The organism is Burkholderia perseverans, from assembly GCF_022870505.1.
GTDB lineage: Bacteria > Pseudomonadota > Gammaproteobacteria > Burkholderiales > Burkholderiaceae > Burkholderia > Burkholderia plantarii.
Genome location: NZ_CP045093.1, coordinates 1,519,012 through 1,544,179 on the forward strand (window position 1 = coordinate 1,519,012; position 25,168 = coordinate 1,544,179).

The 25,168-nt window shown below is 70.4% G+C and carries 22 protein-coding genes; 10 read left to right on the forward strand and 12 right to left on the reverse strand.

What is annotated here, in order from left to right:
• Positions 1–78 precede the first annotated feature (78 nt).
• The gene (locus BpN12_RS06310; RefSeq protein WP_246794425.1) at positions 79–1,035 is read left to right on the forward strand and encodes a LysR family transcriptional regulator; all 957 of its coding nucleotides are present in this window, start codon (positions 79–81) and stop codon (positions 1,033–1,035) included.
• A gap of 106 nt (positions 1,036–1,141) precedes the next feature.
• Here the strand turns inward: BpN12_RS06310 and BpN12_RS06315 are convergent, their stop codons facing one another.
• Positions 1,142–2,227 (reverse strand): calcium:cation antiporter, encoded by a 1,086-nt coding sequence (locus BpN12_RS06315; RefSeq protein ID WP_246794426.1) that lies wholly within the window; start codon positions 2,225–2,227, stop codon positions 1,142–1,144.
• Positions 2,228–2,547: 320 nt separating this feature from the next.
• On the opposite strand from BpN12_RS06315, the gene BpN12_RS06320 reads away from it, so the two are divergent.
• Complete coding sequence (locus BpN12_RS06320; RefSeq protein WP_246794427.1) at positions 2,548–3,216, forward strand: MarC family protein; 669 nt, start codon at positions 2,548–2,550, stop codon at positions 3,214–3,216.
• A gap of 22 nt (positions 3,217–3,238) precedes the next feature.
• On the opposite strand, the gene BpN12_RS06325 is transcribed toward BpN12_RS06320, so the two are convergent.
• Both BpN12_RS06325 and BpN12_RS06330 read right to left on the reverse strand, forming a co-directional pair.
• Entirely contained in the window at positions 3,239–4,102 is an 864-nt protein-coding gene (locus tag BpN12_RS06325; protein WP_246794428.1) for a CPBP family intramembrane glutamic endopeptidase, read from the reverse strand.
• A gap of 287 nt (positions 4,103–4,389) precedes the next feature.
• Positions 4,390–5,241, reverse strand: a complete 852-nt coding sequence (locus BpN12_RS06330; RefSeq protein ID WP_246794429.1) for a LysR family transcriptional regulator — start codon at positions 5,239–5,241, stop codon at positions 4,390–4,392.
• Between the two features lie 124 nt (positions 5,242–5,365).
• Between BpN12_RS06330 and BpN12_RS06335 the strand changes: the two genes are divergently transcribed.
• Together BpN12_RS06335 and BpN12_RS06340 are read left to right on the forward strand one after the other, a co-directional pair.
• Positions 5,366–6,016 carry an FMN-dependent NADH-azoreductase gene (locus tag BpN12_RS06335; protein ID WP_246794430.1) on the forward strand — a complete coding sequence of 217 codons (651 nt, stop codon included), beginning with the start codon at positions 5,366–5,368 and terminating at the stop codon, positions 6,014–6,016.
• 96 nt (positions 6,017–6,112) lie between these two features.
• Positions 6,113–6,637, forward strand: a complete 525-nt coding sequence (locus BpN12_RS06340; RefSeq protein WP_246794431.1) for a GNAT family N-acetyltransferase — start codon at positions 6,113–6,115, stop codon at positions 6,635–6,637.
• Positions 6,638–6,854: 217 nt separating this feature from the next.
• Here BpN12_RS06340 and BpN12_RS06345 read toward each other — a convergent pair whose 3' ends face one another.
• Complete coding sequence (locus BpN12_RS06345) at positions 6,855–7,568, reverse strand: fumarylacetoacetate hydrolase family protein (protein ID WP_246794432.1); 714 nt, start codon at positions 7,566–7,568, stop codon at positions 6,855–6,857.
• A 227-nt stretch (positions 7,569–7,795) separates the two neighbouring features.
• Positions 7,796–8,869 carry a helix-turn-helix transcriptional regulator gene (locus tag BpN12_RS06350; protein WP_246794433.1) on the reverse strand — a complete coding sequence of 358 codons (1,074 nt, stop codon included), beginning with the start codon at positions 8,867–8,869 and terminating at the stop codon, positions 7,796–7,798.
• A 164-nt stretch (positions 8,870–9,033) separates the two neighbouring features.
• On the opposite strand from BpN12_RS06350, the gene BpN12_RS06355 reads away from it, so the two are divergent.
• The 4 genes from BpN12_RS06355 to BpN12_RS06370 all read left to right on the forward strand — a co-directional run bounded on the left by BpN12_RS06355 (position 9,034) and on the right by BpN12_RS06370 (position 14,173).
• On the forward strand, positions 9,034–9,543 hold the full coding sequence (locus tag BpN12_RS06355; RefSeq protein WP_246794434.1) for a sigma-70 family RNA polymerase sigma factor: 510 nt from the start codon (positions 9,034–9,036) through the stop codon (positions 9,541–9,543).
• Between the two features lie 4 nt (positions 9,544–9,547).
• Complete coding sequence (locus tag BpN12_RS06360; protein WP_246794435.1) at positions 9,548–10,540, forward strand: FecR domain-containing protein; 993 nt, start codon at positions 9,548–9,550, stop codon at positions 10,538–10,540.
• A 239-nt stretch (positions 10,541–10,779) separates the two neighbouring features.
• Complete coding sequence (locus BpN12_RS06365) at positions 10,780–13,308, forward strand: TonB-dependent siderophore receptor (RefSeq protein ID WP_246794436.1); 2,529 nt, start codon at positions 10,780–10,782, stop codon at positions 13,306–13,308.
• A 13-nt stretch (positions 13,309–13,321) separates the two neighbouring features.
• A complete protein-coding gene (locus BpN12_RS06370) occupies positions 13,322–14,173 on the forward strand; it encodes a hypothetical protein (RefSeq protein ID WP_246794437.1) in 852 nt (283 codons plus the stop codon).
• A gap of 173 nt (positions 14,174–14,346) precedes the next feature.
• Here the strand turns inward: BpN12_RS06370 and BpN12_RS06375 are convergent, their stop codons facing one another.
• From BpN12_RS06375 to BpN12_RS06395, 5 genes are read right to left on the reverse strand one after another with little or no spacing between them, the layout of a single operon-like run.
• Positions 14,347–15,966 carry an efflux transporter outer membrane subunit gene (locus tag BpN12_RS06375; protein WP_246794438.1) on the reverse strand — a complete coding sequence of 540 codons (1,620 nt, stop codon included), beginning with the start codon at positions 15,964–15,966 and terminating at the stop codon, positions 14,347–14,349.
• Positions 15,963–17,018, reverse strand: a complete 1,056-nt coding sequence (locus BpN12_RS06380) for an efflux RND transporter periplasmic adaptor subunit (RefSeq protein WP_246794439.1) — start codon at positions 17,016–17,018, stop codon at positions 15,963–15,965. The genes BpN12_RS06375 and BpN12_RS06380 overlap by 4 nt, the downstream gene beginning before the upstream one ends.
• Entirely contained in the window at positions 17,015–17,233 is a 219-nt protein-coding gene (locus tag BpN12_RS06385) for a DUF1656 domain-containing protein (RefSeq protein WP_246794440.1), read from the reverse strand. Before BpN12_RS06385 ends, BpN12_RS06380 begins: the two co-directional genes overlap by 4 nt.
• A 32-nt stretch (positions 17,234–17,265) precedes the next feature.
• The gene (locus BpN12_RS06390) at positions 17,266–19,464 is read right to left on the reverse strand and encodes an FUSC family protein (RefSeq protein ID WP_246794441.1); all 2,199 of its coding nucleotides are present in this window, start codon (positions 19,462–19,464) and stop codon (positions 17,266–17,268) included.
• On the reverse strand, positions 19,461–19,913 hold the full coding sequence (locus BpN12_RS06395; protein ID WP_246794442.1) for a MarR family winged helix-turn-helix transcriptional regulator: 453 nt from the start codon (positions 19,911–19,913) through the stop codon (positions 19,461–19,463). Before BpN12_RS06395 ends, BpN12_RS06390 begins: the two co-directional genes overlap by 4 nt.
• A gap of 554 nt (positions 19,914–20,467) precedes the next feature.
• Between BpN12_RS06395 and BpN12_RS06400 the strand changes: the two genes are divergently transcribed.
• Positions 20,468–21,691 carry a DUF2252 family protein gene (locus BpN12_RS06400; protein ID WP_246794443.1) on the forward strand — a complete coding sequence of 408 codons (1,224 nt, stop codon included), beginning with the start codon at positions 20,468–20,470 and terminating at the stop codon, positions 21,689–21,691.
• Positions 21,692–21,744: 53 nt separating this feature from the next.
• On the forward strand, positions 21,745–22,857 hold the full coding sequence (locus BpN12_RS06405; RefSeq protein WP_246794444.1) for a zinc-binding metallopeptidase family protein: 1,113 nt from the start codon (positions 21,745–21,747) through the stop codon (positions 22,855–22,857).
• A gap of 141 nt (positions 22,858–22,998) precedes the next feature.
• Here BpN12_RS06405 and BpN12_RS06410 read toward each other — a convergent pair whose 3' ends face one another.
• Positions 22,999–24,624, reverse strand: coding sequence for an NYN domain-containing protein (locus BpN12_RS06410; protein WP_246794445.1), 1,626 nt, complete (start codon positions 24,622–24,624; stop codon positions 22,999–23,001).
• A gap of 201 nt (positions 24,625–24,825) precedes the next feature.
• Entirely contained in the window at positions 24,826–25,155 is a 330-nt protein-coding gene (locus BpN12_RS06415; protein WP_246794446.1) for a hypothetical protein, read from the reverse strand.
• Between the last annotated feature and the right edge of the window lie 13 nt (positions 25,156–25,168).

Genomic DNA, 25,168 nt, shown 5'->3' on the forward strand with positions numbered 1-25,168 from the left:
GATCGCGCGTCTGCCGCCTGCGCCGCCAGGCCCCGAGGGGCCGCGGCATCGCCAGCTCCTCCGTATCCCTGATCCCCCATGGACATGCTCGAAAACATGCGGCTGTTCGTGCGCGTCGTCGAGGCCGGCAGCTTCACCGCCGTCGCCAAGGAAATCGCCGCCACGACCGCGCAGGTGTCGCGTGCCGTCTCGAATCTCGAGGCCCACGTGCAGACGCGCCTGCTGCACCGCACCACCCGCCACCTCGGTCTGACGGAAAGCGGACAGCGCTATTTCGAACGGTCGAAGTCGATCCTGGCCGAGATCGACCACGCCAACGCCGAGGCGCGCAACGCCTTGCTGAAGCCGAGCGGACGGATGCGCATCCATGCGATGACGGGGCTCGGGCAGAGCCACGTGGTGCCGGCCGTGGCGCGTTACCAGGAAGACAACCCCGAGGTGTCGATCGAGCTGACGCTCGCGCAGCGCATGCCGAACCTGGTGGAAGAGGGCTACGACGTGTCGATCGTCACGGCCTCGCAGCTGCCCGATTCCGGCTACGTCGCGCAGACCTGCGGCGAGAGCTGCAGCGTGCTGGTGGCGTCGCGCGATTACCTGGCGCGCCACGGCGTGCCGAAGACGCCCGACGATCTGCTCAAGCACACCTGCCTGCGGCTCGACACGCCGTCGTCGCCGGGCGGCGAATGGCGGCTCGAGAGCGACGACGGCGACGAGCGGCGCTTCGAGCTGCCGACCTCGCCGTTCCAGGTCAACGTGCCCGACGCGCTCGCGGTGGCGCTGCGCCTCGGCCGCGGCATCGGCTCGATCGCGCTCTACACGGCGCTCGACGACCTGCGCTCCGGCAGGCTCGTGCGGGTGCTGCCGAACTACCGGCTGCACACGATCCACGTCTATGCCGTGTATGCGACGCGCCGCTATCTCGACGCGAAGACGCGCACCTTCCTCGACCATCTGCGCACGACGCTCACGCCGGCGCTCGCCAACGATCTGGTCGAGCTGGAACGGCTGGCCGGCACGGTGCCGGCCGGCGCCTGAGCGTAGTCTCAGCGATCTGGAGTGAGTCGGGTGATGTGGCCGGCGCGTTCGCGCCGGCCGGTCCGGAACCGGCGTGCGGCCGTCGGTGCGCGACCTGCTGCGCGACTCAGTGCGTGACCGACAGGAACAGGTAGGCGGCGAACAGCGAGAGGTGGACCACGCCCTGCAGCACGGTGGTGCGGCCCGCGCTCAGCGTCAGCGTGCTGACCAGCAGCGTGAGCGAGAGCAGCACCGTTTCCATCGAGCCGATGCCGAGCGTGAGCGGCTGGCCGGTCCAGATGAACACGGCGGCCACGGTCGGGATCGTCAGGCCGATGCTCGCGAGCGCCGAGCCGAGCGCGAGGTTGAGGCTCGTCTGCAGGCGGTTCGCACGCGCCGCGCCCACCGCCGCGAGCCCCTCGGGCAGCAGCACCAGCGCCGCGATCACGATGCCCACCGCCGCCTCGGGCGCGCCCAGATGCGCCACGCCGCGCTCGACGGCCGGCGACAGCAGCTTCGCGAGCAGCACCACCGCCACCAGCGCGATCAGCAGGAACACCACGCTCGTCAGCGCGACGCGCGCCGTGGGCGGCGCCGCGTGGATCGATTCGTCGGTGCTTTCGGCCACCAGGAAGTAATCGCGGTGGCGCACCGTCTGCACGAACACGAACACGCCGTAGAGCACCAGCGAGGAGACCCCCGCGAAGGCCAGCTGCGAGGTGGAGAACTGCGGGCCGGGCGCCGCGTTCAGGTAGTTCGGCATCACCAGCGAGAGCACCGACAGCGAAGCCAGCACCGCCAGCGACTTGCTCGCGCCGCGCCCCTGGAAATCCTGTTCGCCGTGCTTCCAGCCGCCCACCAGCAGGCAGAGCCCGACGATGCCGTTGCAGACGATCATCACCGCCGCGAACACCGTGTCGCGCGCGAGGCCCGATTTCTCGGGGCCGGCCGACAGCATCACCGAGACGATCAGCGCCACCTCGATCACGGTCACCGCGATCGCCAGCACCAGCGTGCCGAACGGCTCGCCGACGCGATGCGCGACCACCTCGGCGTGATGGACCGCCGCGAACACCGCGCCGGCCAGCGCCACCGCGATCAGCGTGATCGCGAGCCACTCGAACGGGATGAAGCCCGCCACCGCGAGTACCAGCCAGGCCGCGATCGGGGCCACGAGCGTCCAGCGGGGCAGGGCGTGAGAGGAGTTCGGCATCGGCGATCCATGGTTGCTTTGTTGATCGGGTGTTCTGTCCCGGCGCTCGGCCCGGGCGGGTTCGCGCGTGCCCGATTCTAGCAGGCGGGCGGGTCGTTCCGGCCCTTCTGGTGGCCGCCGCGTATTGGCGCGGCGGCCCGCGTGGCGGCGCATGCCGGGACGTGTAAAGACATGCATGAACGGGGGCGGCAGCGGGCGCCGTGCCGGCCTCGTCATCGATTCGTTCGCACCGCCGCCGCGAGCGTGAACGGCTGCACTACAATGGCGCCGGCCCGATCCCGTCCGCGTGCCCGGACGCCGTCGTCTTTCTTTTTCGACCGATGATCTTCCACCGTCTGATTTCCGAAATCTTGTTCGGCTTCACCGGCCTGATGGGCATCCTCAATCCGTTCGGGATCGCGTTCCTGTTCCTCGAGCGCACCGATTCGCTCAACGAGCGCCAGCGCGCCGCGCTCGCGCGCAAGGTGGCGATCAACGCGTTCATCGTGCTGATGGTGGCGTTTTTCTTCGGCACGCCGGTGCTGCACTTTTTCGGTATCTCGATGGAGGCGCTGCGCATCGGCGGCGGCTTCGCGGTGGCCGTGTCCGGCTGGCAGATGCTGAACGCGCCGGACGTGCCCGGCGGCGAGGCCGAGGTCAAGCCGCTCAACCCGCACAACGTGATGGCGCGCGCCTTCTTCCCGCTGACGATTCCGCTGACGGTCGGGCCGGGCTCGGTCGCCACCGCGATCGCGCTGAACGCGAACCGCACCCACAAGCTCTCCGAGTTCCTGATGTCGAGCATCGTCTCGGTGGCCGTGTCGGCGCTGGCCGCGCTCGTGATCTGGCAGACCTACAGCCGCGCCGAAGTGCTCGCGCGCTACCTCGGCGCCGAGGGCACCAAGGTCGCGCAGCGCGTGTCGGCGTTCCTGCTGCTGTGCGTGGGCGTGCAGATCATGTTGACCGGGTTCTCCGCGTTCCTGCAGCCGCTGGCCGATCAGGCGAAGTGAGACCGCGCGCCGTGCCTGACGCTCAGGCGCCCGTCGCCGCGCGCAGCGGGTAGGTGAATAGCGCGAAATGCACGATGTCGAGGCCGGCGTGGGCGATCCAGGCCGCGCGCAGGCCGCCGAAGCGGTAGGCGAGGCCGTAGCCGAGGCCCGATAGCGTGGCCAGCGCGACGAACGCGGCGCCGCCCTGCGCGTGGGCCGCGCCGAACACGCGCGAGGCCGCGAGCAGCGCGAGCCACTGGCCGCCCGGCGCGCGCGCGAGGCCGATCTCGAGGCCGCGCTGGAGCCAGCCGCGAAACAGCGCTTCCTCGGCGAGCGCGACGATCAGCAGATTGTTGGCGAGCCAGAGCCAGCCGGCCGCCGGCCATTTCGGCGCCCAGCCCACCGCGCCGAGCGCGGCCGCCAGCGCGAGACAGACCAGCGCCGTGCCGAGCGCGGCCGCCGCGCCGATCGGCAGCGACTTGCTCCAGCGCACCGGCCGCACGGCCGAGGGCAGCACCCACAGCAGCCAGAAGCCGACCAGTGCCTTGTCGGCGTTCAGATACATCGTGAACGGCACCGCGTCCGGCGTGAAACGGATCGCGGCGATCACGCGCGGGTTGTGGAAGCCGGGCAGCAGGTGCAGCGAGAGCGCCACGGCCAGCATCGTGAACAGCACGCCGCCGGCGATGCGCAGCGGCCAGGCGCGACCCGGGCGGATCGCCCAGGCGGCCAGCGCGAGGCCCGCGAGCGGGGCGAGCGCGATCGGGGCGAGCTGGCCGGCCGCGAACGCGGCGGCGTAGCCGATCGCGGCCAGCGCGACGCTGGCCAAGCGAAGGCGGGGACACCAGACGAGCAGCGCGGCGGCGAAGATCGCGGCCCAGGGCAGCAGGGGCGGGAGGTTGGACATATCGGGGGGCGACGGAGCCGACGGGCGCACATCATAGCTTGGGCTGGATGGTGATGCGCGGATGTCATCGTCGTGAAAGGGAGGCGGGGCGGATGGACAGGGCTGCCGGCATCGGTCGTTGCGGCGCGGATTCGAGGCGTCGCCGGATCGCGAGCATGGCTCGCGTGGGCGCCGCGTGGTTCGATCGCATCGATGCCGGCAACGGGCGCCGCATCGGTCAAGGGGCCGTTTGGCCCGCGTCGTCCCACGAGCTCGGCGCCATGAAAAATCCGGCTGGCCTCACCGAGTCATCCCTTGTGAGCGAATGCCAGCGCAATCGCGTCGCCCAGTTCGTCGACGACATCCGCCGAAGCCCCCGCCGCGGCGAACATCGTGAATTCGACATCGGGCAGCGCCGGCAAGCCGGCATCCGGCGGGATCACGCGCAGGCCGTTGATCAGTTGTGTCTGCGTGATCGGCGTCACCGCGAAGCCGGCCTGCGCGGCCGCGCAGAGGCCGGCACCGCTCGCGCACACCAGCACGATCCGGTAATCGACGCCGGCGCGCGCGAGTGCGGCCAGTGCCGCCTCGCGATACGGACAGGGCTCGGGAGACAGGGCGAGCGGCACCGGCAGATGGGACGCGAGCGATGCCCACTCCGCGCCGGCCCATACCAGCGGCTCGCGCCACATGACACGTCCGGGACGGGCGTCGTGACAGCGTCCGCCGATCACCACGTCGAGCTCGAGCTGGTCCAGCGAATGCAGCAGTTCGGCCGGGATACCCACCCGGGCGCTGAACTCGATACGCGGATACCGAACGGCGAATGCCTGCATGACGTTCATGAGCCGCGGGCCGGCGAGATCTTCCGACAGCCCGACGCGGACCACGCCCTCGCTCGGCCCGCGCGATAGCTGCGCGCGCGCATCGTGATTGAGCGCCAGGATCGCGCGTGCGTATCCCAGCAGCAACTCGCCGTCCGGGGTCAGCGCGACCGAACGTGTCGTGCGCGCGAGCAGATCGCGGCCGATTTGCTTTTCCAGGCGCCGCAGATGCGCACTGACCGCGGACTGCGTCAGGTTCAGACGGAGGGCGGCGTTCGTGAAGCCGCCCTCCTGGACGATCGCCACGAAAGAGCGCAGCAGGACGGTATCGAACACGCGAGGTTTCCGTTCGTTGAATCATTTAAGTGCGAAAAGCACTGAATCTCGCGATGATACTTTGTTTATATTTTGAATTGAAATATGTTGTGATGGCGACTCATCCACCACGCAGGAGTCAGCCATGCCCACTTTGCTGCATATCGAAGCGTCGCCGCGGAAACTGCGGTCGGCGTCGCTCGACGTCGCGCGCACGTATCTGGACGCATACCGGAAGGCACATCCGGATCATCGGATCGACGTGCTCGATCTATGGGCCGTCGCATTGCCGGAATTCGACGGCGACGCGCTCGACGCCAAATATGCGGAACTGAGCGGCACGGCGCTGAACGCCGGACAACAGCAGGCGTGGGCGGCGATCCGAAGCCTCGCGCAGCGGCTGCACGACGCCGATACCCTGCTGTTTTCCGTGCCGCTCTGGAATTTTTCCATTCCCTACCGGCTCAAGCATTTCATCGATGCCGTCTCGCAGCGCAACGTCCTGTTTTCGCTGGATGAGCGGGGCAGCGCGGGATTGCTGAACGGCAAGCACGCGGTGCTGGTCTATGCGAGAGGCCTCGACTATTCAATGGAGTCGGGCACACCGGCCCATTCGTTCGATTTTCAGCGGCCGTTCATGGAAGCGTGGCTGCGTTTTGTCGGCGTGACGGACATCGAATCGATCGTCGTCGAGAAAACGCTGCTTGGCCCCGAGATCGATGAGGCGGCCAGGCAGGCCGCGCGCGATCTCGCCGTGAGGCTGGCTGCGAAGGCGGCCGTTCCGGCCGGGCAATGACAGACGGCGTGGCCGCCGCGCTCGTTTGCCTGCCGCCGCGATTTTTGGGGTGGTTCAATCGGTGTGTTTTTAATCAACAGCCAGGTCGCGACACGCATGAGCGAAAGCGTTCAACGAATCCAGATACGACAGCCGTCCCTCCATGATTTGCGCGGGCTGTTGGCTTGTCGAAATACGGGCTTGTCGCCCGATTCAACCGACCTCATGTCCGGGGAGGACGCGGCGCGTCTGCTCGAGGCGCAGGCCGTGAAAACGGACGCCGATCCCGGCTGGCGCATGTTTACGATTTGCCGCGACGGCCACGACGACATGATCGGCGAGGTCGGGGGATTCGTTCATGAGGGAGATCCCCTCGTGATCGATATCGGGTGGTGGCTGGCCGCGCCGTTTCGAGGAAACGGCTATGCCACCGAGGCGGCGCGACGGCTGCTGGTCTGGTGTTTCGAGATCCGCCACGCCGGCGAGGTCACGGCGCACTGCCTGGCCGAAAACATGGCGTCGAGAAAAATAGCCGAAAGACTCGGCATGCGTGAGAGCGGACGGAAACCCGTCGGCACGGACGGAGCGCAAGAGGTGGCGTTCGTGTTGAGTCGGGACGGGTGGGACCGGCGCAATTGCTGAGCGGCGCTTCGACGATTCCGTTCGGCGTGGCGCCCGGCGATGGCGGGCCAGGCCGCCTGCATGGAACGCACCGCCGAACTGGCGTGCCGCTGCCTTGTTTTGATGCGCGGCAAGACGCGTCAGGCGTCGGCGGCGCGGGCCGCGTTCGGGCGGCCGCCTGGAATCCCGCGCACGGGCACGCGCAATCGTTCACCCGAACCCGCCGCGCTCGCCAGCCTTACTCCGGCTTCGCGCCAACCGTGAACGCGAACGACGCGATGCCGTCCACGCCGCCTTCCACGCGATCGCCCGGCTGCAGCGCCGCGACGCCGGCCGGCGTACCGGTGAAGATCAGGTCGCCCGGCTGCAGTTCGATCGAGCGCGACACATACGCGATGATGTCCGGCACCGGCCAGATCATGTCGGCCAGGTCGCCCTGCTGGCGCGCCGTGCCGTTCACCGACAGCCAGATCCGGCCGCCCTTCGGGTGCCCGACCGCGGCGGCCGGGTGCAGCGGCGTGACCGGCCCGGACGCGTCGAAGCCCTTGGCCCAGTCCCACGGGCGGCCGAGCTTCTTCGCCTCGGCCTGCAGGTCGCGGCGCGTGAGGTCGACGCCCACGGCGTAGCCCCAGACGTGGTCGAGCGCCTTAGCCGGGTCGATGTGGGTACCGCCGGTGCCCACCGCGATCACGAGTTCGATCTCGTGGTGCAGGTCCGAGGTCAGCGGCGGGTAGGGGACGGTGCCTTCGGCCGGCACCACGGCGTCGGCCGGCTTCGAGAAGAAGAACGGCGGCTCGCGGGTCGGATCGGCGCCCATTTCGCGCGCGTGCTCGGCGTAGTTGCGGCCGACGCAGAACACGCGGCGCAGCGGGAAGCGCGCCGGCGAACCGGCGATCGCGATGCTGGCGACGGCGGGCGGCTGGATGGCGTAGGAAGCGGAATGATCGGTCATGTCGGAACTCGGGTCGAAGGCGGGGAAGCGGAAACCGGCGGCCGTGTCGGCACGGCCCGATGACAAGATAACAAGCGCGGCCGTGTCGCGATGCGACGCAGCTGTCGACATTCTGGACAAATCTACGCTGCCTGCCTACCCGCGCCATCGCGGCGGGGGCGGCCTGGTTCGCGGCCGGCGCTTTCTCCTGCCGTTTCAGCCTGCCGCGCCGTCCTGCCGTTTTTGTCTTACCGTTCGCCGCCGGCTTCGGACATGCCGTTTCCGGCCGGATTACCCGCCGGGCCGCAGTCTACTGCCGGGCCGCCGTCCACCGCCGGCCCGGCCGCCACCCCCCCCGCACCACTCGCCGCGCTCAGCGCACCCGCCACGTTCGCCGGCTCGCCACGCGGCGCCCCGGCCTCGCCGTTCGCCTCGCGATAGTCCTTCGGCGACATCCCCACGCAGGCCCGGAAGCGCCGCGAGAAATACCCCTCGTCACGAAACCCGACCTCGTGCGCGATGTCGGCGATGCGCCGCGTGGTATGCGCGAGCAGTGACTGCGCGAGCGCGATGCGGCGCCCGGTGACCAGTTCGGTGAAGGTGCTGCCGGTTTCCTTGCGGATCAGGTGCGCGAGGTAGTTCGGCGACAGGAACGCGGCCTCGGCGGTGCCGGTCAGCGTGAGTTCGCCGCTCGTCAGGTTCGCGCGGATGTGGCGCATCACGCGCGCGAGCGCATCGCGCCGGCCGGCCTTCTGCGCGCCGTGGCTGTGCGCGAGCCGGCCGAGCGCGCCGGCGTACAGCGTGCTGACCAGGCCGATCAGCTGCAGCAGGTAGCCGCGCAGCAGCGTGGCCGAGCCGAAGCCGCGCTCGCGGTCGGTGTCGAGCATGCGCTGGGCCAGGCGGCGCGCGTCGTCGAACGCGTCGCCGGTCAGGATGTAGTCGAGCCGCTCCTGGAAGCGGAACGGCGCGAGTTCCGGCACGCGCTGCACGGGCACCTCGTCCAGGTCGAGCGGATCGACGTCGAGATCGGCGCGCAGGAACGTCTGCGAGAAGTTGATGACGATGAAGTGCGCGCCGGGCGGGTGCGGGATCAGGTGCTCGCGAAACGGCAGGATGAACGCCAGCGCGCCGCGCGGAAACGGCCGCGTCACGCCGCCGATGCGCTGCTCGGTGTCGCCGCCGAGATTGAACTGGATCTGGAAATACGCGTGCCGGTGCGGCTCGGTGATCGGCTGCCGGGTGGTCTGGTCGCGAACGTAGAAATCGAGGCGGTCGCTGCGCTCGGGCATCGCGTAGGTGCGCGGCTGCGGATTGGCTGGCATGGCGGTGAAGCGGGGTCTTGCTGGTCGAGCCGGGATGGTACAGCGGTTGGGGCGGAGGGTGTCACGGATCGTTCGCAAGGACATGAAATGTTTTTGTTGTTGTTTATAATAATCATTCTCATTTAGATGAAGAAACCCGGCGTGAGCGCCGGGGAGAAGGTTCGATGTCGGCCAATACACTGCTTCAACACCGCGAAATCGATGCGCTCTACAGCGGCCATCATGCATGGCTGCAGCGCTGGCTGTGCCGCCGGCTCGGCTGCGCGCACCGCGCGGCCGACCTCGCGCACGACACGTTCATGCGGCTGCTGGCCCGCGAGGAGCCGATCGGCGCCGACGAGCCGCGCGCGTTCCTGACCACCGTCGCGCAGCGCGTGCTCTACAACCACTGGCGCCGCGAGCGCATCGAGCAGGCCTATCTCGAGGCGCTGGCCGCGCAGCCCGAGCCCTATGCGCCGTCGCCCGAAACACGCGCGCTGCTGCTCGAGACGCTGGTCGAGATCGACCGGCTGCTCGACGGCCTGCCGGTGGCCGCCAGGCGCGCGTTCCTGCTCTCGCAGCTCGACGGGCTCTCGCAGGCCGAGATCGCCGCCGAGCTTGGCGTGTCGCTGTCCACGGTCAAGCGCCACCTGACGCGCGCCGCCGCCCAGTGTTTCTTCGCGCTGGCGCTCTGACCCGATGCAATCCGAACCGAAACCGGCGATTCCGCCGGAAGTCGCCCAGCGCGCCGTGCAGTGGTGGGTGGAAATGCAGGGCGCCGGTGCTTCAGCCGACGCGGCGGCCCGCGCGGGCCTGGCCCGCTGGCGCGCCGAACATCCGCTGCACGACGCCGCGTGGCGCCATATCGAAACCGTGCAGGGGCGCTTCACGCAGCTGGCCGCCGGGCTCGACGCCGGCGCCGCGCGCGCCGCGCTGCTGCCGGCGCGCTCGCCGAAGCGGCGCGCCGCGATCAAGGCGCTGGCGCTGCTGGTGTTCGCGGGCGGCGGCGTCTGGACGCTCGATCCGGCGCGGCAGTGGGCCGTCTGGACCGCCGACGCGCGTACCGCCGTGGGCGAGCGGCGCCGCATGACGCTGGCCGACGGCACGAAGGTGGTGCTCAACACCGACAGCGCGATCGACGTGCGGTTCGACGCGAGCACGCGCCGGATCGTGCTGCTGCGCGGCGAGATCATGGTGACGAGCGGCCACGAGCGGCGCCTGCCGGCGCGAGCGCTGGTGGTGGCCGCCGCGCCGGGCGAGCTGATGCCGCTCGGCACGCGCTTCGGCGTGCGGCTCGACGGCGCCGCGCTGCGCGTCGGCGTGTTCGAGGGCGCCGTGCGCGCCCAGCCGGGCGAACCGGGCGCGGCGTCGCGCGTGATCGCGGCCGGCCAGCGCGCGGCCGTCACGCTCACGGCGGTCAGCGAGCCGCAGCCGCTCGGCGCCTACGCCGGCAGCTGGACCGACGGCACGCTGGTGGCGTCGAAGCTGCGCCTGGGCGACCTCGTCGCCGAGCTGGCGCGCTACCGGCACGGCTACGTGCAGTGCGATCCGGCCGTGGCCGGGCTGCGCGTGTCGGGCAGCTATCCGCTCGACGACACCGCGCGCGTATTCGAGACGCTGCGCGCGACGCTGCCGATCGACATCGAATACGTCACGCGTTACTGGGTGCGGATCGTGCCGTCGCGCGCTTGATACGTACCTGACACGCGCCTGCCCGGCCTGCCGCGCGGCCCCGCCGGCCGGTTTCAGCCGGTCCCGGCGGCGCGTGTCGCCGGATATCGGCACCTGTCGGCGGTCCCTGATCGATCCCGCCATCCGCCTTTTCATCCACTTCGCAAAAATTTTCGAGAAAACCTGAGCTGTTTGGCCTGGCTCGCGTGACAGGAAACAGGAAAGCCACTCTCTTTGCCCTCGTTTCCGATTCTCCGATCATGCAACCGACCCGTACCGCCCGGCCGCCGCGCCGTTCCTCCGTTTTCTCCCCGTGCCGCGCGCCCGATTTCGCCGCGCGGGTGCCACGGCGCGTGGCCGGCCGGCTCGCGGCCGCCGCGTTGCTGACGGCGCTGGTGCCGCCCGTCGCGATGGCCGCCGACGCGAGCGCCGGCGCGAGCGCCCGGTCCGACGCACCCGCCGCCGCGCCGCGCGGCTACGAGATTCCTGCCGGCCCGCTGGAGGGCGCGCTGAACCGCTTCGGCCACGAGGCCGGCATCCTGCTCGCGTTCCCGGCCGATCAGGTGGCCGGCCTGCGCAGCCCGGGGCTGCACGGCCGCTTCGAGGTCCGGCAGGCGCTCGACCAGCTGCTGTCGGGCAGCGGCCTGAGCGCGGTGCGCCAGCCGGGCGGCGGCTACACGCTGGTGCATGCCGAGGGGGCCGCGGCCGACGCGGCGCCGCTGCCGGCCACCGCGCTCAGCACCATCGTGGTCGAGCGGCAGGCGGTGAAGGCCGACAGCTACCGGCCGCAGCGCGAGGCGAACGTCACGCGCTCGAACGAGCCGGTGCTCGACACGGCGCAGGCCGTCAACATCGTGCCGGCGCAGGTGCTGCGCGACCAGAAACCGCGCAACCTCGACGACGCGCTCGCCAACGTCAGCGGCATCACCCAGGGCAACACGCTGGCCGGCACGCAGGACACCGTGATGAAGCGCGGCTTCGGCGACAACCGCGACGGCTCGATCATGCGCAACGGCATGCCGGTGGTGCAGGGCCGGGCGCTGAACGCCACCGTCGACAGCGTCGAGGTGCTGAAGGGGCCGACCTCGCTGCTGTACGGGATCATGGACCCGGGCGGCGTGATCAACGTGGTCAGCAAGGTGCCGCAGCTGGTGCGTTCGAACACGGTGTCGGTGACCGGCGAGACCTACGGGCACGGCAAGAACGGCGGCGACATGATGCTCGACCTGACCGGCCCGATCGGCGACACCAAGCTGGCCTACCGGCTGGTGGTCGATCATTCCGACGAGGCCTACTGGCGCAACTTCGGCACCAGCCGCGAGACGCTGGTGTCGCCGTCGCTGGCCTGGTACGGCCGCGACACGCAGGTGGTGCTGTCCTACGAGCATCGCGATTTCCTCTATCCGTTCGATCGCGGCACGGCGCTCGATCCACGTACCAGCACGCCGCTCGCGATTCCCGCGCGCGAGCGGCTGGACGAGCCCTGGAACAACATGGTCGGCGCCTCGAACCTGTTCCAGCTGCAGGCCGACCACCAGTTCAGCCCGGACTGGAGCGTCCACGCGGGCTACAGCTATAACCGCGAGACCTACGACGCGAACCAGGTGCGCATCGCCGGCGTGAACACCGCCACGGGCACGCTCACGCGCAGCGACGACGCCACCCACGGCTCGCTCAGCACCGACAGCTACGGCGTGGCCTACGTGAACGGCAAGCTGCGGCTGGGCGGCATGCAGCACGACCTGCAGTTCGGCGTGGACAGCGAATACCGCCGCATCTATCGCGCCGACCTGCTGCGCCAGGCCGTGTCCGCGCCGTTCAGCTACCTGAACCCGGTGTACGGCCTGATTCCGCCGTCCTCCACGGTGTCGCCCGCCGACAGCGACCAGACCGACAAGCTGCACAGCCTCGGCCTGTTCGCGCAGGACGCCGTGCAGCTGACCGACAAGTGGATCGTGAGCGGCGGCGTGCGCTTCATGCGCTTCAACCAGGTGGCCGGCAAGGGCCGCCCGTTCGTCGCCAACACCGATCTCGACGGCACCAAGTGGCTGCCGCGCGCCGGCATCGTCTACCAGGCCACCAGCACGTTCTCGCTGTACGGCAGCTATTCGCAGTCGCTGCGGCCGACCTCGTCGATCGCGGCGCTCTCGTCGGGCTACATCATCGATGGCGCCACGCCGCCCGAGCAGTCCACCGCCTACGAGGCGGGCGCGAAGCTCGACATGCCGGGCGGCCTGACGGGCACGCTCGCGCTGTTCGACATCGACAAGAAGAACGTGCTGGTCTCGCAGTTCAACGACGTGACCAAGCTGACCGACTGGCGCACCTCGGGCCGCGCGCGCTCGCGCGGCGTCGAACTCGACGTGTCGGGCCGGATCGGCGCGCACCTGGACCTGATCGCGAGCTACGCCTACATCGACGCGAAGACCACCGAGGATCCGCTCTACGCCGGCAACCGGCTCTGGAACGTGGCGCGCAACACGGCGTCGCTGTCGGCCGTCTACGACGTCGGCACGCTGTTCGGCGGCGACGACCTGCGCATCGGCGGCGCGACGCACTACGTGGGCGCGCGGCCCGGCGATTCGGCCAACAGCTTCACGCTGCCGTCCTACGTGCTGTTCGACACGTTCGCCACCTACGACACGCGCATCGGCAAGCAGAACCTGTCGTTCCAGCTGAACGTGAAGAACCTGTTCAACCGCACCTATTACCCGTCGAGCGCGAACCGCTATTTCGTCTCGCTCGGCGACGCGCGGCAGGTGCTGCTGACCACCACGCTGCAATTCTGATCCGGAGCCCGCGATGACGACGTTCAGGCGAAACGAGGCGGCGCGGGGCCGCGTGGTCGAGCACGCCGTGGAGCCGACCGCCGGCTCGCGCGGGGCCGGCGCGGCGCACGACGCGCGGCGCCGCGCGTGGCTGCGCGCGGCGGCGGGCGCCGTGGCCTGCGGGCTCGGCGGCGCGGTGGCCGCCGGTGATGCGCGGGCCGCGGAGGCGGCTCGATCGACTCAAGCCGCGGCGGCGGTGCAGGGCGACGCCACGTGCGTGACGATGCTGGTGCAGTCCGGCGGCCCCGACCTCGCCGTCGATCAGCGCATCGCCGCGCATCTCGGCGAGCGCGGCTACGCGGTGCGGCTCGTCGATCAGGCCGCGCCGGTGTCGGCGGCGGACGACGCCGATCTCGTGATGATCTCGTCGACGGTCTCGGCCAAGGCGGTGCCGGCCGACTGGCGTCACCTGGCCAAGCCGCTCGTGACCTGGGAGAACGACCTGCTCGACGATCTCGCGATGACGGGCAAGCGCCACGACGTCGATTTCGGCGAGACCGGCAAGGAGCGTCATCTGTGGCTCGTGAACGCGCCGCATCCGATCGCGGCGGGGCTGCCGGCCGGCACCACCGACGTGTACGGCAAGCAGGCGCCGATGAGCTGGGGCAAGCCCGGCCTCGGCGCGTCGATCATCGCCACCGTCTACGGCCAGCCGGAAAAGGCGGCGATCTTCGCCTACGAGCAGGGCGCGACGATGGACTACGAAGCGCTCGCGCCGGCACGCCGCGTGATGCTGTTCCTCGACAACGACACGTTCCCGGACCTGTCGACGGCCGGTGTCGCGCTGTTCGACGCGGCCGTGGATTGGGCGGCAGGACGGCGTTGAGGGAAGGGGCGGGCGGCGCGCTGAGCGCGGAAGCAGGGGTGAAGCCGTGTTCGATGACGCTGAGCAGCGGCGCCGGAAGGTTCTCGCGCGGTTTGCGCCTTGTGGTCGGCGAGGCGTCCGTTATGGCCGCCTTCGCCGGGCGTCATTCCTGGTTCGACGCCGCGCCGATCCGTTCAGCGCGCGCCGGCCCTGGCCGGCAGTGTCGTGCTGGTCGGCGTGTTGGACGACATCGGCGCGCCCACCGTCGCTGCCTCGGTACCGGAGGTAGCCACCGCCTCCGACGCGGCGGCATTCCCCGCCGCAGCAGCAGGTTCATCCTCCCAACCCCCGCCCAACGCCAGGAACAAACGCACCTGGTCGGCCGCGACCTGGCCTTCCACGGCGGCGACCTGCGCCTGCACGCTGGTCAGCGTGCGTGTTGCATCGAGATCCGAAATGAACGATTCGCGGCCCGCCGCGTAGAGCCGGTGCGTTTCGTCGGCCGAGTCGCGCGCCGACTGGTAGGCGGTGCGCAGCGCGTCCGCGCGCTGCGTATCGGCCGCGTAGGTGGCGAGGCTCGTCTGCGTCTCGCGCAGCGCGTTCAGCACCACGCCGTCGAAGTGCGCGAGCGCGCCGCCCGTCGCGGCCTCGGCCTCGCGCACGCGGGCGCGCTGGCCGTTGGCCGGGAAGGTCCAGCTGATCAGCGGGCCGAACGCCCAGCGGTTGGTCTCCGACGAGAGCAGGTCGCCGAAGATGCCGGTGGTGCCCACCGAGGCGCCGAGGCTGACCGTCGGATACATCGCGCCCACCGCCACGCCGATCCGCGCGGTGGCTGCCGCCAGCTGGCGCTCGGCCTCGCGCACGTCGGGGCGCCGCCGCAGCAGCGCGGCGCCGTCGCCCACCGGGATCGCCTGCTTCAGGCGCGGCAGTTTCCTGCAGCTGAGCGCGGCGGCCGGCAGCTCGGCCGGCGAGCGCGCCAGCAGCGCGGCCAGCTGGTACTGCGCGACGCGGCGGCGGCCCTCGAAGCGCGGGATGTCGGCGGCGAGCGTCTGCACCTGCGTCACGCCGCGCGTGACGTCGGGCTGGTTGCCGCGTCCGGCGTCGCGCAGCCGCCGCGAGAGCGTGACGCGCTGCCTTTGCAGGTCGAGCGACTGTTTCGCGATCTCGAGTTCCTCGCCCGCCGAGCATGCTTCCACGTAGGCGCGCACCACGTCGGCCACCACCGTGATGCGCGCGAGATCGCCGGCCGCCTTGACGGCGTCGCTGTCGGCGCGCGCGGCCTCGACGCCGCGCCGCAGCTTGCCGAACAGGTCGAATTCGTAGGACACGTTGAAGTTGAACGCGCCTTCGTTGACCACCGGCAGCTTGCCCGAGAGCAGATATTGTTCGGCCGACTCCTGGGCGCGCTGCGCACCGCCCTCGAAGTTGCCGGCGAAGCCGCCCTGCGCGTTCGCGACGTCGAGCGCCGCACGCGAGCGCGCCAGATTCGCCGCCGCCACGCGCAGGTCGGTGTTCGAGCCGAGCGCCTGCTGCACGAGGCCGTCGAGCACGGGGTCGTCGTAGAGCCGCCACCAGTTGGCGGGGACCGTGTCGTGCGAGACCAGCGCGCTGCCGTTGCCGGCGCCGTCGAGCGGGGCGTTCGCGAGCGGCGCGTTGACGAGCGCCTGCTTCGGTAGCTGGTAGTTCGGGCCGACGGTGGTGCAGGCCGCGAGCACGAGCGCGGCCGCAAGCGGCGTGAGGGCGGCGGCGCGGCGCGAGATCGATGCCGATGCCGATGCCGCCGAAGCTGCCGCGAGCGCGAAGCGGCGCTTCATCGCGCGGCTCCGGCCGAGGCCGCGTGCGATGCCGGCGCCACGGGGGAGATGGATGCCGAGGCACCGGGCGCCGCGGCGACGCTAGCCGTGTTGGTGGCGTTCGTGGGGTTCGCCGTACCGGATGCCGCCGACGCGCTCGATGCCCCCGACGCCGCGCCGCCAAGCCGGCGCGGCGCCGCGGGCGAGCCCGGCGCGCGCATCGCCACGGTCGCGGTGCGTCCGGCGATCATGCGGAAATCGTCAGGCACCTCGTCGAGCGCGACGCGCACCGGAATCCGCTGCGCGAGCCGCACCCAGCTGAAGGCCGGATTGACATTCGGCAGCAGGTTCGCGCTCTGCGAGCGGTCGCGGTCCTCGATCGCGGCGACGATGCTCTGCACGTGGCCGCGCAGCGGACGCGGCTCGCCCATCACGGTGATGTCCACCGGCTGGCCGATGTGGATGCCGCTCAGCTTGGTTTCCTCGAAGTAGCCGTCGACGCGGAACGAATGCTGGTCCACCACCGACAGCACCGCGCGGCCGGCCGGCACGTATTCGCCCACGCGCGGCGCGCGGTCGTTCAGGTAGCCGTCCACCGGGCTCACGATGGTGGTGCGCCGCAGGTTCAGCTTCGCGGTATCGACGTTGACCTGCGCGTCGGCCACCGCCGCCTCGCCCTGGTCGACGCGCGTGCGGCTTTCCTCCAGTTGCTCGCTGGCCACCAGGTTGCCGAGCTTCAGGTTGCGCGCGTATTCGCGGCGCGCCTGCGCGAGCGTGGCGCGGCGCTGTTCGAGCGTGGCCTCGGCCAGCCGCAGCGCAAGCGTGTAGCGCGCCTGGTCGATCACGAACAGCACCTGGCCCTGACGCACCGCCTGGTTGTCCACCACGCGCACGTCGGTGATGAGGCCCGACACGTCGGGCGCCACCTGGATCACGTCGGCGCGCACGTGGCCGTCGCGCGTCCACGGCGAGAACATGTAGTAGTTGACGATGCGCCACAGCACGAGAGCCGCGACGACGACGACGATCAGGGTCAGCAGGATCTGCCCCGCCGAGAACCAGGTTCTTTTCACGTTAAGGTAGCCACGAAATGGTGGGAGACGAGCACGACGCCGGCCAGCAGGAACACGTAGATGCCGAGGTCGAAGATCGAGCGGTGCCAGACGAAACGGTAGAGGCCGACGCGCGTGAAGATCGCGCGCACGACGATGTTGAGCAGATAGGCGATCAGCATCAGCACTAGCGGTGCGGGCACGTAGACGCCGAAGATGTCGAGTTCGCCGATCATGGTTGCGTGAGGTTGGACATGGGAGCGTCGGGTCAGGCCTGCGCGGCCTCGGGCGCGGGCGGCTTCGGCTGCATCAGCACGGGATTCAGCGACAGCCGCAGGCCCACCAGCGCATGCAGCGCGTCGCGCAGCCCGCGCTGCAGCGCGGCGGCCGGGCGCTCGTCGTTGGGCGGCAGTACGGCGCCGGGGATGGTGTCGGCGTCGGTATCGGTTTCAACGCCGGCGCTGGCTGCGTCGGCATTCTCCGCGCCGGCGGGCGTGCCGCCCTGGGCCGGCTGGCGCAGCGACAGGCGGTCGAGCGCCTCCTCGATCGATTCGAGCAGCGAGGGCGGCACCGGCTGGCGCGCGTTCGCATCGGCGCAGGCGGTGAAGTGCGCGTTGACGCCGTCGAGCACGCGGTCGATCGCGGCCGGCATGTCGCCGTCGAGCCGGCGCCGCGAACGGTGCAGATCGAGCGCGTTGAGCGCCACGCGCAGGTCGCGGAACGATTCGATCGACGGGTGGCGGTGGTCGTCGGAGGCGGCCAGCCGCGGCAGCAGCTGGGTGACGCGGTCGAGCATCCGCGAGGCGTGGTTGCGCTGGTCGCGGATCGGCTGCGCCGAAGCCGATTTCGCCACGTCCTCCCAGCTCGAGCGCAGCAGCCGCCGCACCGCGAGTTCGGCGCCGAACGGGCGCGTCACGCGGGTCCAGACGAACGCGAACAGCAGCCCCGCCACGCCGGCGATGTTGCTGTTCAGGAAGATCAGGAAGTCGGCCTGGTAGGCGTCCTGGATGCTGATGAAGGTGGCGGTGTTGACGGCCACCAGCATCGTCACGAGATTGAACTGCGGGCGCGGGATCAGCGTGCCGATCAGGATGAACGGCCCGGCGAACATCACCACCAGCATCGCGAAGTCATGCACGTGCGGCAGCACCAGGAACAGGTAGAGCCCGGCCAGCACCACGCTCGCGCAGGTCGCGGCGAAGAAGCGGAACACCATCGGCGCCGGTTCGTCGAGCGCGGCGAAGAAGCAGCAGGCCACCGCCGCCAGCGTGACCGCGCCGGCGCCGTCGGCCCAGCCCGACGAGATCCACAGCCAGCACGCGAACACGATCGCGCCGCCCGCCGTCAGCGTGGAGAACAGCATCATGCCGCGATCGAAATAGCGCTCGGTGCCGCCGATCCGCCAGTGCCGGTAGCGCGGCTGCCAGACGCCCGCTTCGTTGGCGATCAGCGCGCGCAGCGCGCGGCAGTCCTGCCATACGTCGATCACCTGGCGCAGCCGCCACAGCGCGTTCGACAGCAGCGCGCCGTCCCAGCGCGTGAGCGCCTCGCCACGCGGCTGCAGCGCCGCGATCCGCGCGCGCAGCCGGTCGGCCTCGGGCTCGTCGACGCCGCCGGCGGCATCCGACGCGTTCGGCAGCGGCGCGTCGAACCAGCGGGCCGCGTCGGCCAGCAGCGTCTCCAGCTCGGCCGGCAGCTGCTTGAGCTCCTGCATCAGCGCGACGAGCGGGTCGGCCAGCGCCGACATCAGCGGCAGGAACAGCTGCATGCGCCCGCGCAGCGCCTCGGCGCGCGCCAGCACGCGCGGCGACGAGTGATCGTAGCCGAGCTGGCTCAGCAGGAATTCGAGCGCCGAGATGGTCGAGGCGAGCCGCTGCCGGCAGGCGGACAGCGCCTTGCCGGCCAGATGGCCCGACAGCGTTTCGCGGCCGTAGAACGCGGCGTCGCGGAACCACGCATCGGTGCGCTCGATCAGCGTCGGCGCGAGCCGGTTCGGCAGGATCGCGCTGCCCACCACGCTCGCGCAGACGATGCCGAGCGTGATCTCCTCGGTCCGCGCGATCGCCACGTCGAACACCGTGGTGGGATCGGTCACGGTGGGCAAGGCGATCAGCGGCATCGTATAGCCGGCCAGCATGAACACGTAGCTGCGCGCGGTGCGATCGGAGATCGCCAGATAGAGCAGCGTGCCGGTCCACAGCGCGACGATCACGCTGAACAGGAACGGCGTCTCGACGAACGGCGGCACCAGCAGGATCGCCGCGGCCGCGCCGAGCGCGGTGCCGAGCGCGCGATACAGCGCCTTCGAGCGCGTCGCGCCGACGAACGGGTTCGAGACGATGTAGACGCTGGCCATCGCCCAGTACGGGCGCGGCAGCTGGAAGTAGAGGCCGAGATAGAGCGCGAGCATCGACGCGGCGAACGTCTTGGTCGAAAACAGCCAGTCGCGGACCGACGGGTAGGTCATGATGCGGCGTGATCCTGGCTGCCCGCTTCGTTGAAGGCGTTCAACACGCGCAGCGTCGCTTCCAGATCGGCGCGGCTGACCGATTTCAGCACCCTGCCGCGCAGCGCGCGCAGGTCGTCTTCCATCTTTTCCGTGACCGCGCGGCCTTCGTCGGTCAGCGTGATCGTCTTCGCGCGGCGATCGGCGGGATCCTCGTCGCGGCGCGCGAGGCCCGCCGCGCAAAGCTGGTCGAGCAGCCGCACCAGCGACGGCCCCTCGATGCCGACGTACTCGGCCAGCGTGACCTGACGCACCGCCTCGCCGAGCCGGCCGGCGATCAGCAGCGGGGTGGCGCAAGCCTCCGACACGTTGTAGGCGGTCAGCACCGAGTCGCTGGTGCGCCGCCACTTGCGCGCGGCGATGGTCAGCGTGCTGCTGACGGCAAGGCGCAGATCATGCAGATTTGTCATGGCCGGCATGATAGCGGAAATCAATTCGATAGCAAACTATCTTGTTTTCGTCGATGCATGACGCGATCGTGCGGGCGGGACGGGAGCGGGGCGGCGGGCTCGGGCGGCCGGTCCGGGCCGCCGCATGCCGGCAGGGTGATGCCGGCCCGATGGCGGGGCGATGTCGTTTTCGTACCACTTCGATGCCGCGGCGCGGCCGGTTGGCCGGGCCCACGCCGGCGCGCGTCGGGCATGCCGGCATACCGCCGGCGTGCGGTCGGCCCACCGCGCCGCGTCATGCCGGGCAGGACCTTGCCACCCTTGGCGGTGCGGGCACGATCGCTGCTCCCCGATGCTGCGGCGCGGCGAGCGCGCGCCACGGCACTTGGCGCGGCGGCCACGGCGCCAACGCGTGCCGCCGTGGCGAACGCCGGCCCGCAAGCTTCGGTGCCGGGCACACGCACGCGGCCGCCCTCCGCCGAATCGGGTCGGATGTGCTTATATTTCCGGATGCTTCGCGCCGTCGGCGCGCGGCATGTGATCCTTCCCATGACGCCCTGCATCGAGGCAACAGAATGAAGAAGAAATCGCTTGCGATGTTCGTTCGCCCGCGCCGTCGCGCCGGCGAACTCGCCGCCCGGCGCAACCGGAAGATGGCGCGCTCGGTCCACGCCTACGTGCGCGGCAACACGGCCCGCTATTACGAGTGGCTCGAGAACGCCAAGGTGGGCACGCTGCCGGAAGGCCCCGCGATCTGGATCTGCGGCGACTGCCATACCGGCAACCTCGGCCCGGTGGCGAACGATGCCGGCGAGATCGAAATCCAGATCCGCGATCTCGACCAGACCGTGATCGGCAACCCGGTCCACGATCTGATCCGGCTCAGCCTGTCGCTGGCCACCGCCGCGCGCAGTTCCGACCTGCCCGGCATCGTCACGGCCCGCATCATCGAGGAAGTCCACGAGGGCTATACGCATGCGCTGGCGGGCGGCAAGCGGCGCGCCGCGGCGATCCAGAAGCCCGACGTGGTGCGGATCGTGATGCGCGACGCGCTCGAACGCACCTGGAAGCACCTCGCGCGCGAGCGGCTGATGGGCGTGAAGCCCGAACTGCCGCTCGGCAAGCGGTTTTGGCCGCTGTCGGCGGCCGAGTCGCGCGGGATCGCGTCGCTGGTCGGCACGCCCGCCGTCGCCGAACTCGCGATCGGGCTGCGCGGCCACCGGCCCGGCGAGCATGTCGAACTGCTCGATGCGGCTTACTGGGTGAAAGGCTGCAGCTCGCTCGGGCGGCTGCGCTACGCCGTACTGCTCGACGTGGACGGCGCCGCCTCCGACGGCGACGACCTCTGCCTCATCGACATCAAGGAAGGCACCACCGCGCTCGCGCCGCGCTACCGCGACAGCGAGATGCCGCGCGACAACGGCAAGCGCGTGGTGGAAGGCGCGCGCCACCTGTCGCCGCATCTGGGCAACCGGATGTGCGCGGCCACGCTGGCCGATCGCTCGGTGATCGTGCGCGAGCTGCTGCCGGCCGACCTGAAGCTCGAGATCGGCAGCGTCGACGAGGTGGAGGCGCGCCGCATCGCGCGCTACCTGGCCTACGTGGTGGGCGTCGCGCATGCCCGGCAGATGGATACGGCGACGCGCACGCGCTGGCATGCCGAACTGAAGCGCGTGCGCTCGAAGACGATCGACGCGCCGTTCTGGCTCTGGCGCAGCGTGCTCGAGCTGATGGGCAGCCACGAGGTCGGCTACCTCGAACACTGCCGGCGCGTGGCCGCGCAGCACGGCGAGGCATGAGACGGGCGGCAGGCGGGCAAGGAAGGCGGTAAAGACGCGAGGGTGATCAGGTCATGAAAACGTTTCATTGCGGTAACTGCACGCAGCTGGTGTTCTTCGAAAACGTCCGCTGCGAGCGCTGCGAGGCGCCGCTCGGCTATCTGCCCGACGTCGGCGAGGTCGGCGCGTTCGAGCCCGACGCGTCGGGCAGCTGGCGCAGCCTGCATCCGGCCGCGCTCGGGCGGCGCTACCGGCAATGCCACAACTACGCGGTGGAGAACGTCTGCAACTGGATGATTCCGGCCGAGTCCGACGCCACCTATTGCGAAGCCTGCGCGCTGACCGAGACGATTCCCGATCTGTCGAACCCCGACAATCGCCCGCTCTGGTATCGCACCGAGGTGGCCAAGCGGCGGCTGCTCTACACGCTTTCCATGCTGGGGCTGCCGATCGAATCGCGCAGCGCGTTTCCCGAGCGCGGCATGAGCTTCGCGTTCAAGGCCGCCACCGAGACCGAGCCGGTGATGACGGGCCACGCGAACGGCCTCGTCACGCTGAACCTGGCCGAGGCCGACGACGCCGAACGCGAGCGCGTGCGGGCCGCGATGCGCGAGCCGTACCGCACGCTGGTCGGGCATTTCCGGCACGAGATCGGCCATTACTATTTCGATCGCCTGATCGTCGGCACGCCCTGGCTCGAACCGTTCCGCGAGCGCTTCGGCGACGAGCGCGCCGACTATCAGGCGGCGCTCGACGCGCACTACCAGCATGGCGCGCCGGCCGGCTGGGAGGATGCCTACGTCAGCGAATACGCGACCATGCATCCGTGGGAGGACTGGGCCGAGACCTGGGCGCATTACCTGCACATCGTCGATACGCTCGACACCGCCAACGCCTGCGGGCTCGTGCTCGATCCCGACGACGAGAGCCTGCCGCGCCTGGACGACCAGACCTCGGTGGACGAGGCTTCGTTCGGCAACCTGATGCGGCGCTGGTTCCCGTTGACCTATGCGCTGAACAGCCTGAACCGCAGCATGGGCGTGGCCGACGCCTATCCGTTCGCGCTGTCGGCGACGGTGGTGGCGAAGCTGCGGTTCGTGCATCGCGTGGTGACGGCCACGCGCGAGGTGACGCCTGACGACGGCGCCGGTGCGCGGGCCGTGGGCAGTGAAGGGGAAGCGGGGTGAGCGTGCGAGGGACGGGGGCGGCGGTGCGCGGTGATGGCGCTGCCGGATCGCAGGGTGGCGAGCGTGCCGGCGGGTGTATCGGCGGGTGTATCGGGATAGACAGGCTGGTTCGGCGCACCGCCGGAGCGGTGCGCCGCAATGTTACGACTCGTCGGCGGTGCCGGCCGTGCCGCGCGGGCGGCGGGCGCGCGCGGCGCCGCTGCGGGGCGAGCGCGCGCGTTTCGCGGCGGCGGGAGCCGGTGCGTCGTCGGCCGGCAGCAGGCTGGCGGGCGCGTCTGCGGTAGACGAATCGGCGGCGGGTGCCGATGCCGGTCCGGCGTCATGCGCGGCATCATCGGCCGAGGCGCCGGCCTTCCTGGCCGCCGGCTTGCGCGTGCGGGCCGGCGTCTTCTTCGCCTTCGCGGTTTTCCGCGCGGGCTCAGCCTGCGCATCCACCACTTCCCACACCGCTGCCTCGGGCGCCACGGCGGGTTCGAACGCCGCCGGTTCGGCCGCGTCGGCCGGCATGGCCGGCGCGATCGTATCGACCTCGGCCGGCGTGTCGTCGATCAGCGGCATCTGCTCGGGTTTGCGCGAGCCGCGTCCCTTGCCGTGTTTCGCGTCGTCGCGCTTCGCGTGGCGGCGCTCGTCGCCGTGGCGCGGCTGGCGGCCGTCGCGATGCGGTTTCGCGGCGGCCGGTGCTTCGGCCTGCGCCGGCGCGGTGGTGTCGATCGCCTCGATCGCGTCGACTGCCTCCGCCGGCTCGGCCGCTTCGTCCGGCTTGCCCACCTTGTCGGCGTGGCGTGCTTCGTCGCCGCCGCGTTGCGCGTCGCGATCGCGGCGCCGCGAGCCGTGCTTGCCTTCGCCATGACGCGAGGCGCGTGCCGGTTCGGCCGGCGCATCCGCCGTGAAGCCTTCCTCATTGCCCTTGGCCGCGTCGCCCGTCAAGGCCGGATCGACGGCCACGCCGCCGCGCGACACGTAGGTGCCCGACTTCTCGTCGCGACCGATTTCGAGCAGCCCGCGTGCCTGCGCTTCGTCGAGCAGGTTGCCGAACGCGCGGAAGCCGTAATAGCTCTCGTTGAAGCCCGGCTTGCGGCGCTTGATGGCGCTCTTCAGCACCGACGCCCAGATCTTGCCGCTGTCGCTGCGCTCCGAGGCGAGCGCGTCGAACGTTTCCACCGCGATCGTGATTGCCTCGAGCTTGCGCGCGTCGCCGTCCTGCTTGCGCTGGCGCTCGTCGTCGGCGCGCTTGCCCGGCGCCGCCGCCGCGGCGGCGCGGGCATCGCGCTTGGCCAGCTCGCGTTGCTGCTCGCGGGCGAGATCGTCGTAAAAAATAAACTCGTCGCAGTTCGCCACGAGCAGGTCCGAGGTCGAGTTCTTCACGCCCACGCCGATCACGCGCTTCGCGTTCTCGCGCAGCTTCGAGACGAGCGGGGAGAAGTCGGAATCGCCGCTGATGATCACGAACGTGTCCACGTGCGATTTCGTGTAGCAGAGGTCGAGCGCGTCCACCACCAGGCGGATGTCGGCCGAGTTCTTGCCCGACTGGCGCACGTGCGGAATCTCGATCAGCTCGAAGCTCGCTTCATGCATCGAGCCCTTGAACGTCTTGTAGCGATCCCAGTCGCAATACGCCTTCTTCACCACGATGCTGCCCTTGAGCAGCAGCTTTTCGAGCACCGGCTTGATGTCGAATTTTTCGAACTTCGTATCGCGCACGCCGAGCGCGATGTTTTCGAAGTCGCAAAAAAGCGCCATGTTGACGCTGTCCTGAGGCAAGGCCATGAGTTCTCCAACCGAAGGCTCGCCAAGGCGGCGAGCGCTGAAATTGCGGACATGATAGCGGTTGTGCGGCGCGCTAACGGAAAAAGCGCGGCGGGCGGCGGGCCGTTTGCGTAACCGGATGTTGCGCTGCGATCGGCCAGGGCGCGGTGTCGAGCGCGCGTTGCACGGCCCGCGGGCGCTGGCGCGCGCGGCTGCGCGCCGTCAGCTTCGCGGGTCGCGCAGCTTGCGGATCGCCTGCCACGCGCAGCCGGCCGCCGTTGCGACGAGGCCGGCGAACGCCACCAGCACGCCGAGCGCGAACCCGGCGGGCATCTCGCCGCTGTCGGGCGTGTCGGGGCGCGCGATCGCCATCGCCAGCGCGCCGGCCACGAGCAGCGCCACGCAGATCACCCAGTAGAGCCGGCCGCGCGTCGCGCGCAGCGTCTGCCAGCCCGCCCAGCCGAGGCCGCAGACGCAGAGCAGCGCGAGCACGCCGAGCGCGACCAGATCGGTGACGGGGGAGGCTTGGGCAAGGACGGCGGAAGCGGGCATGGCGATGAGGCGG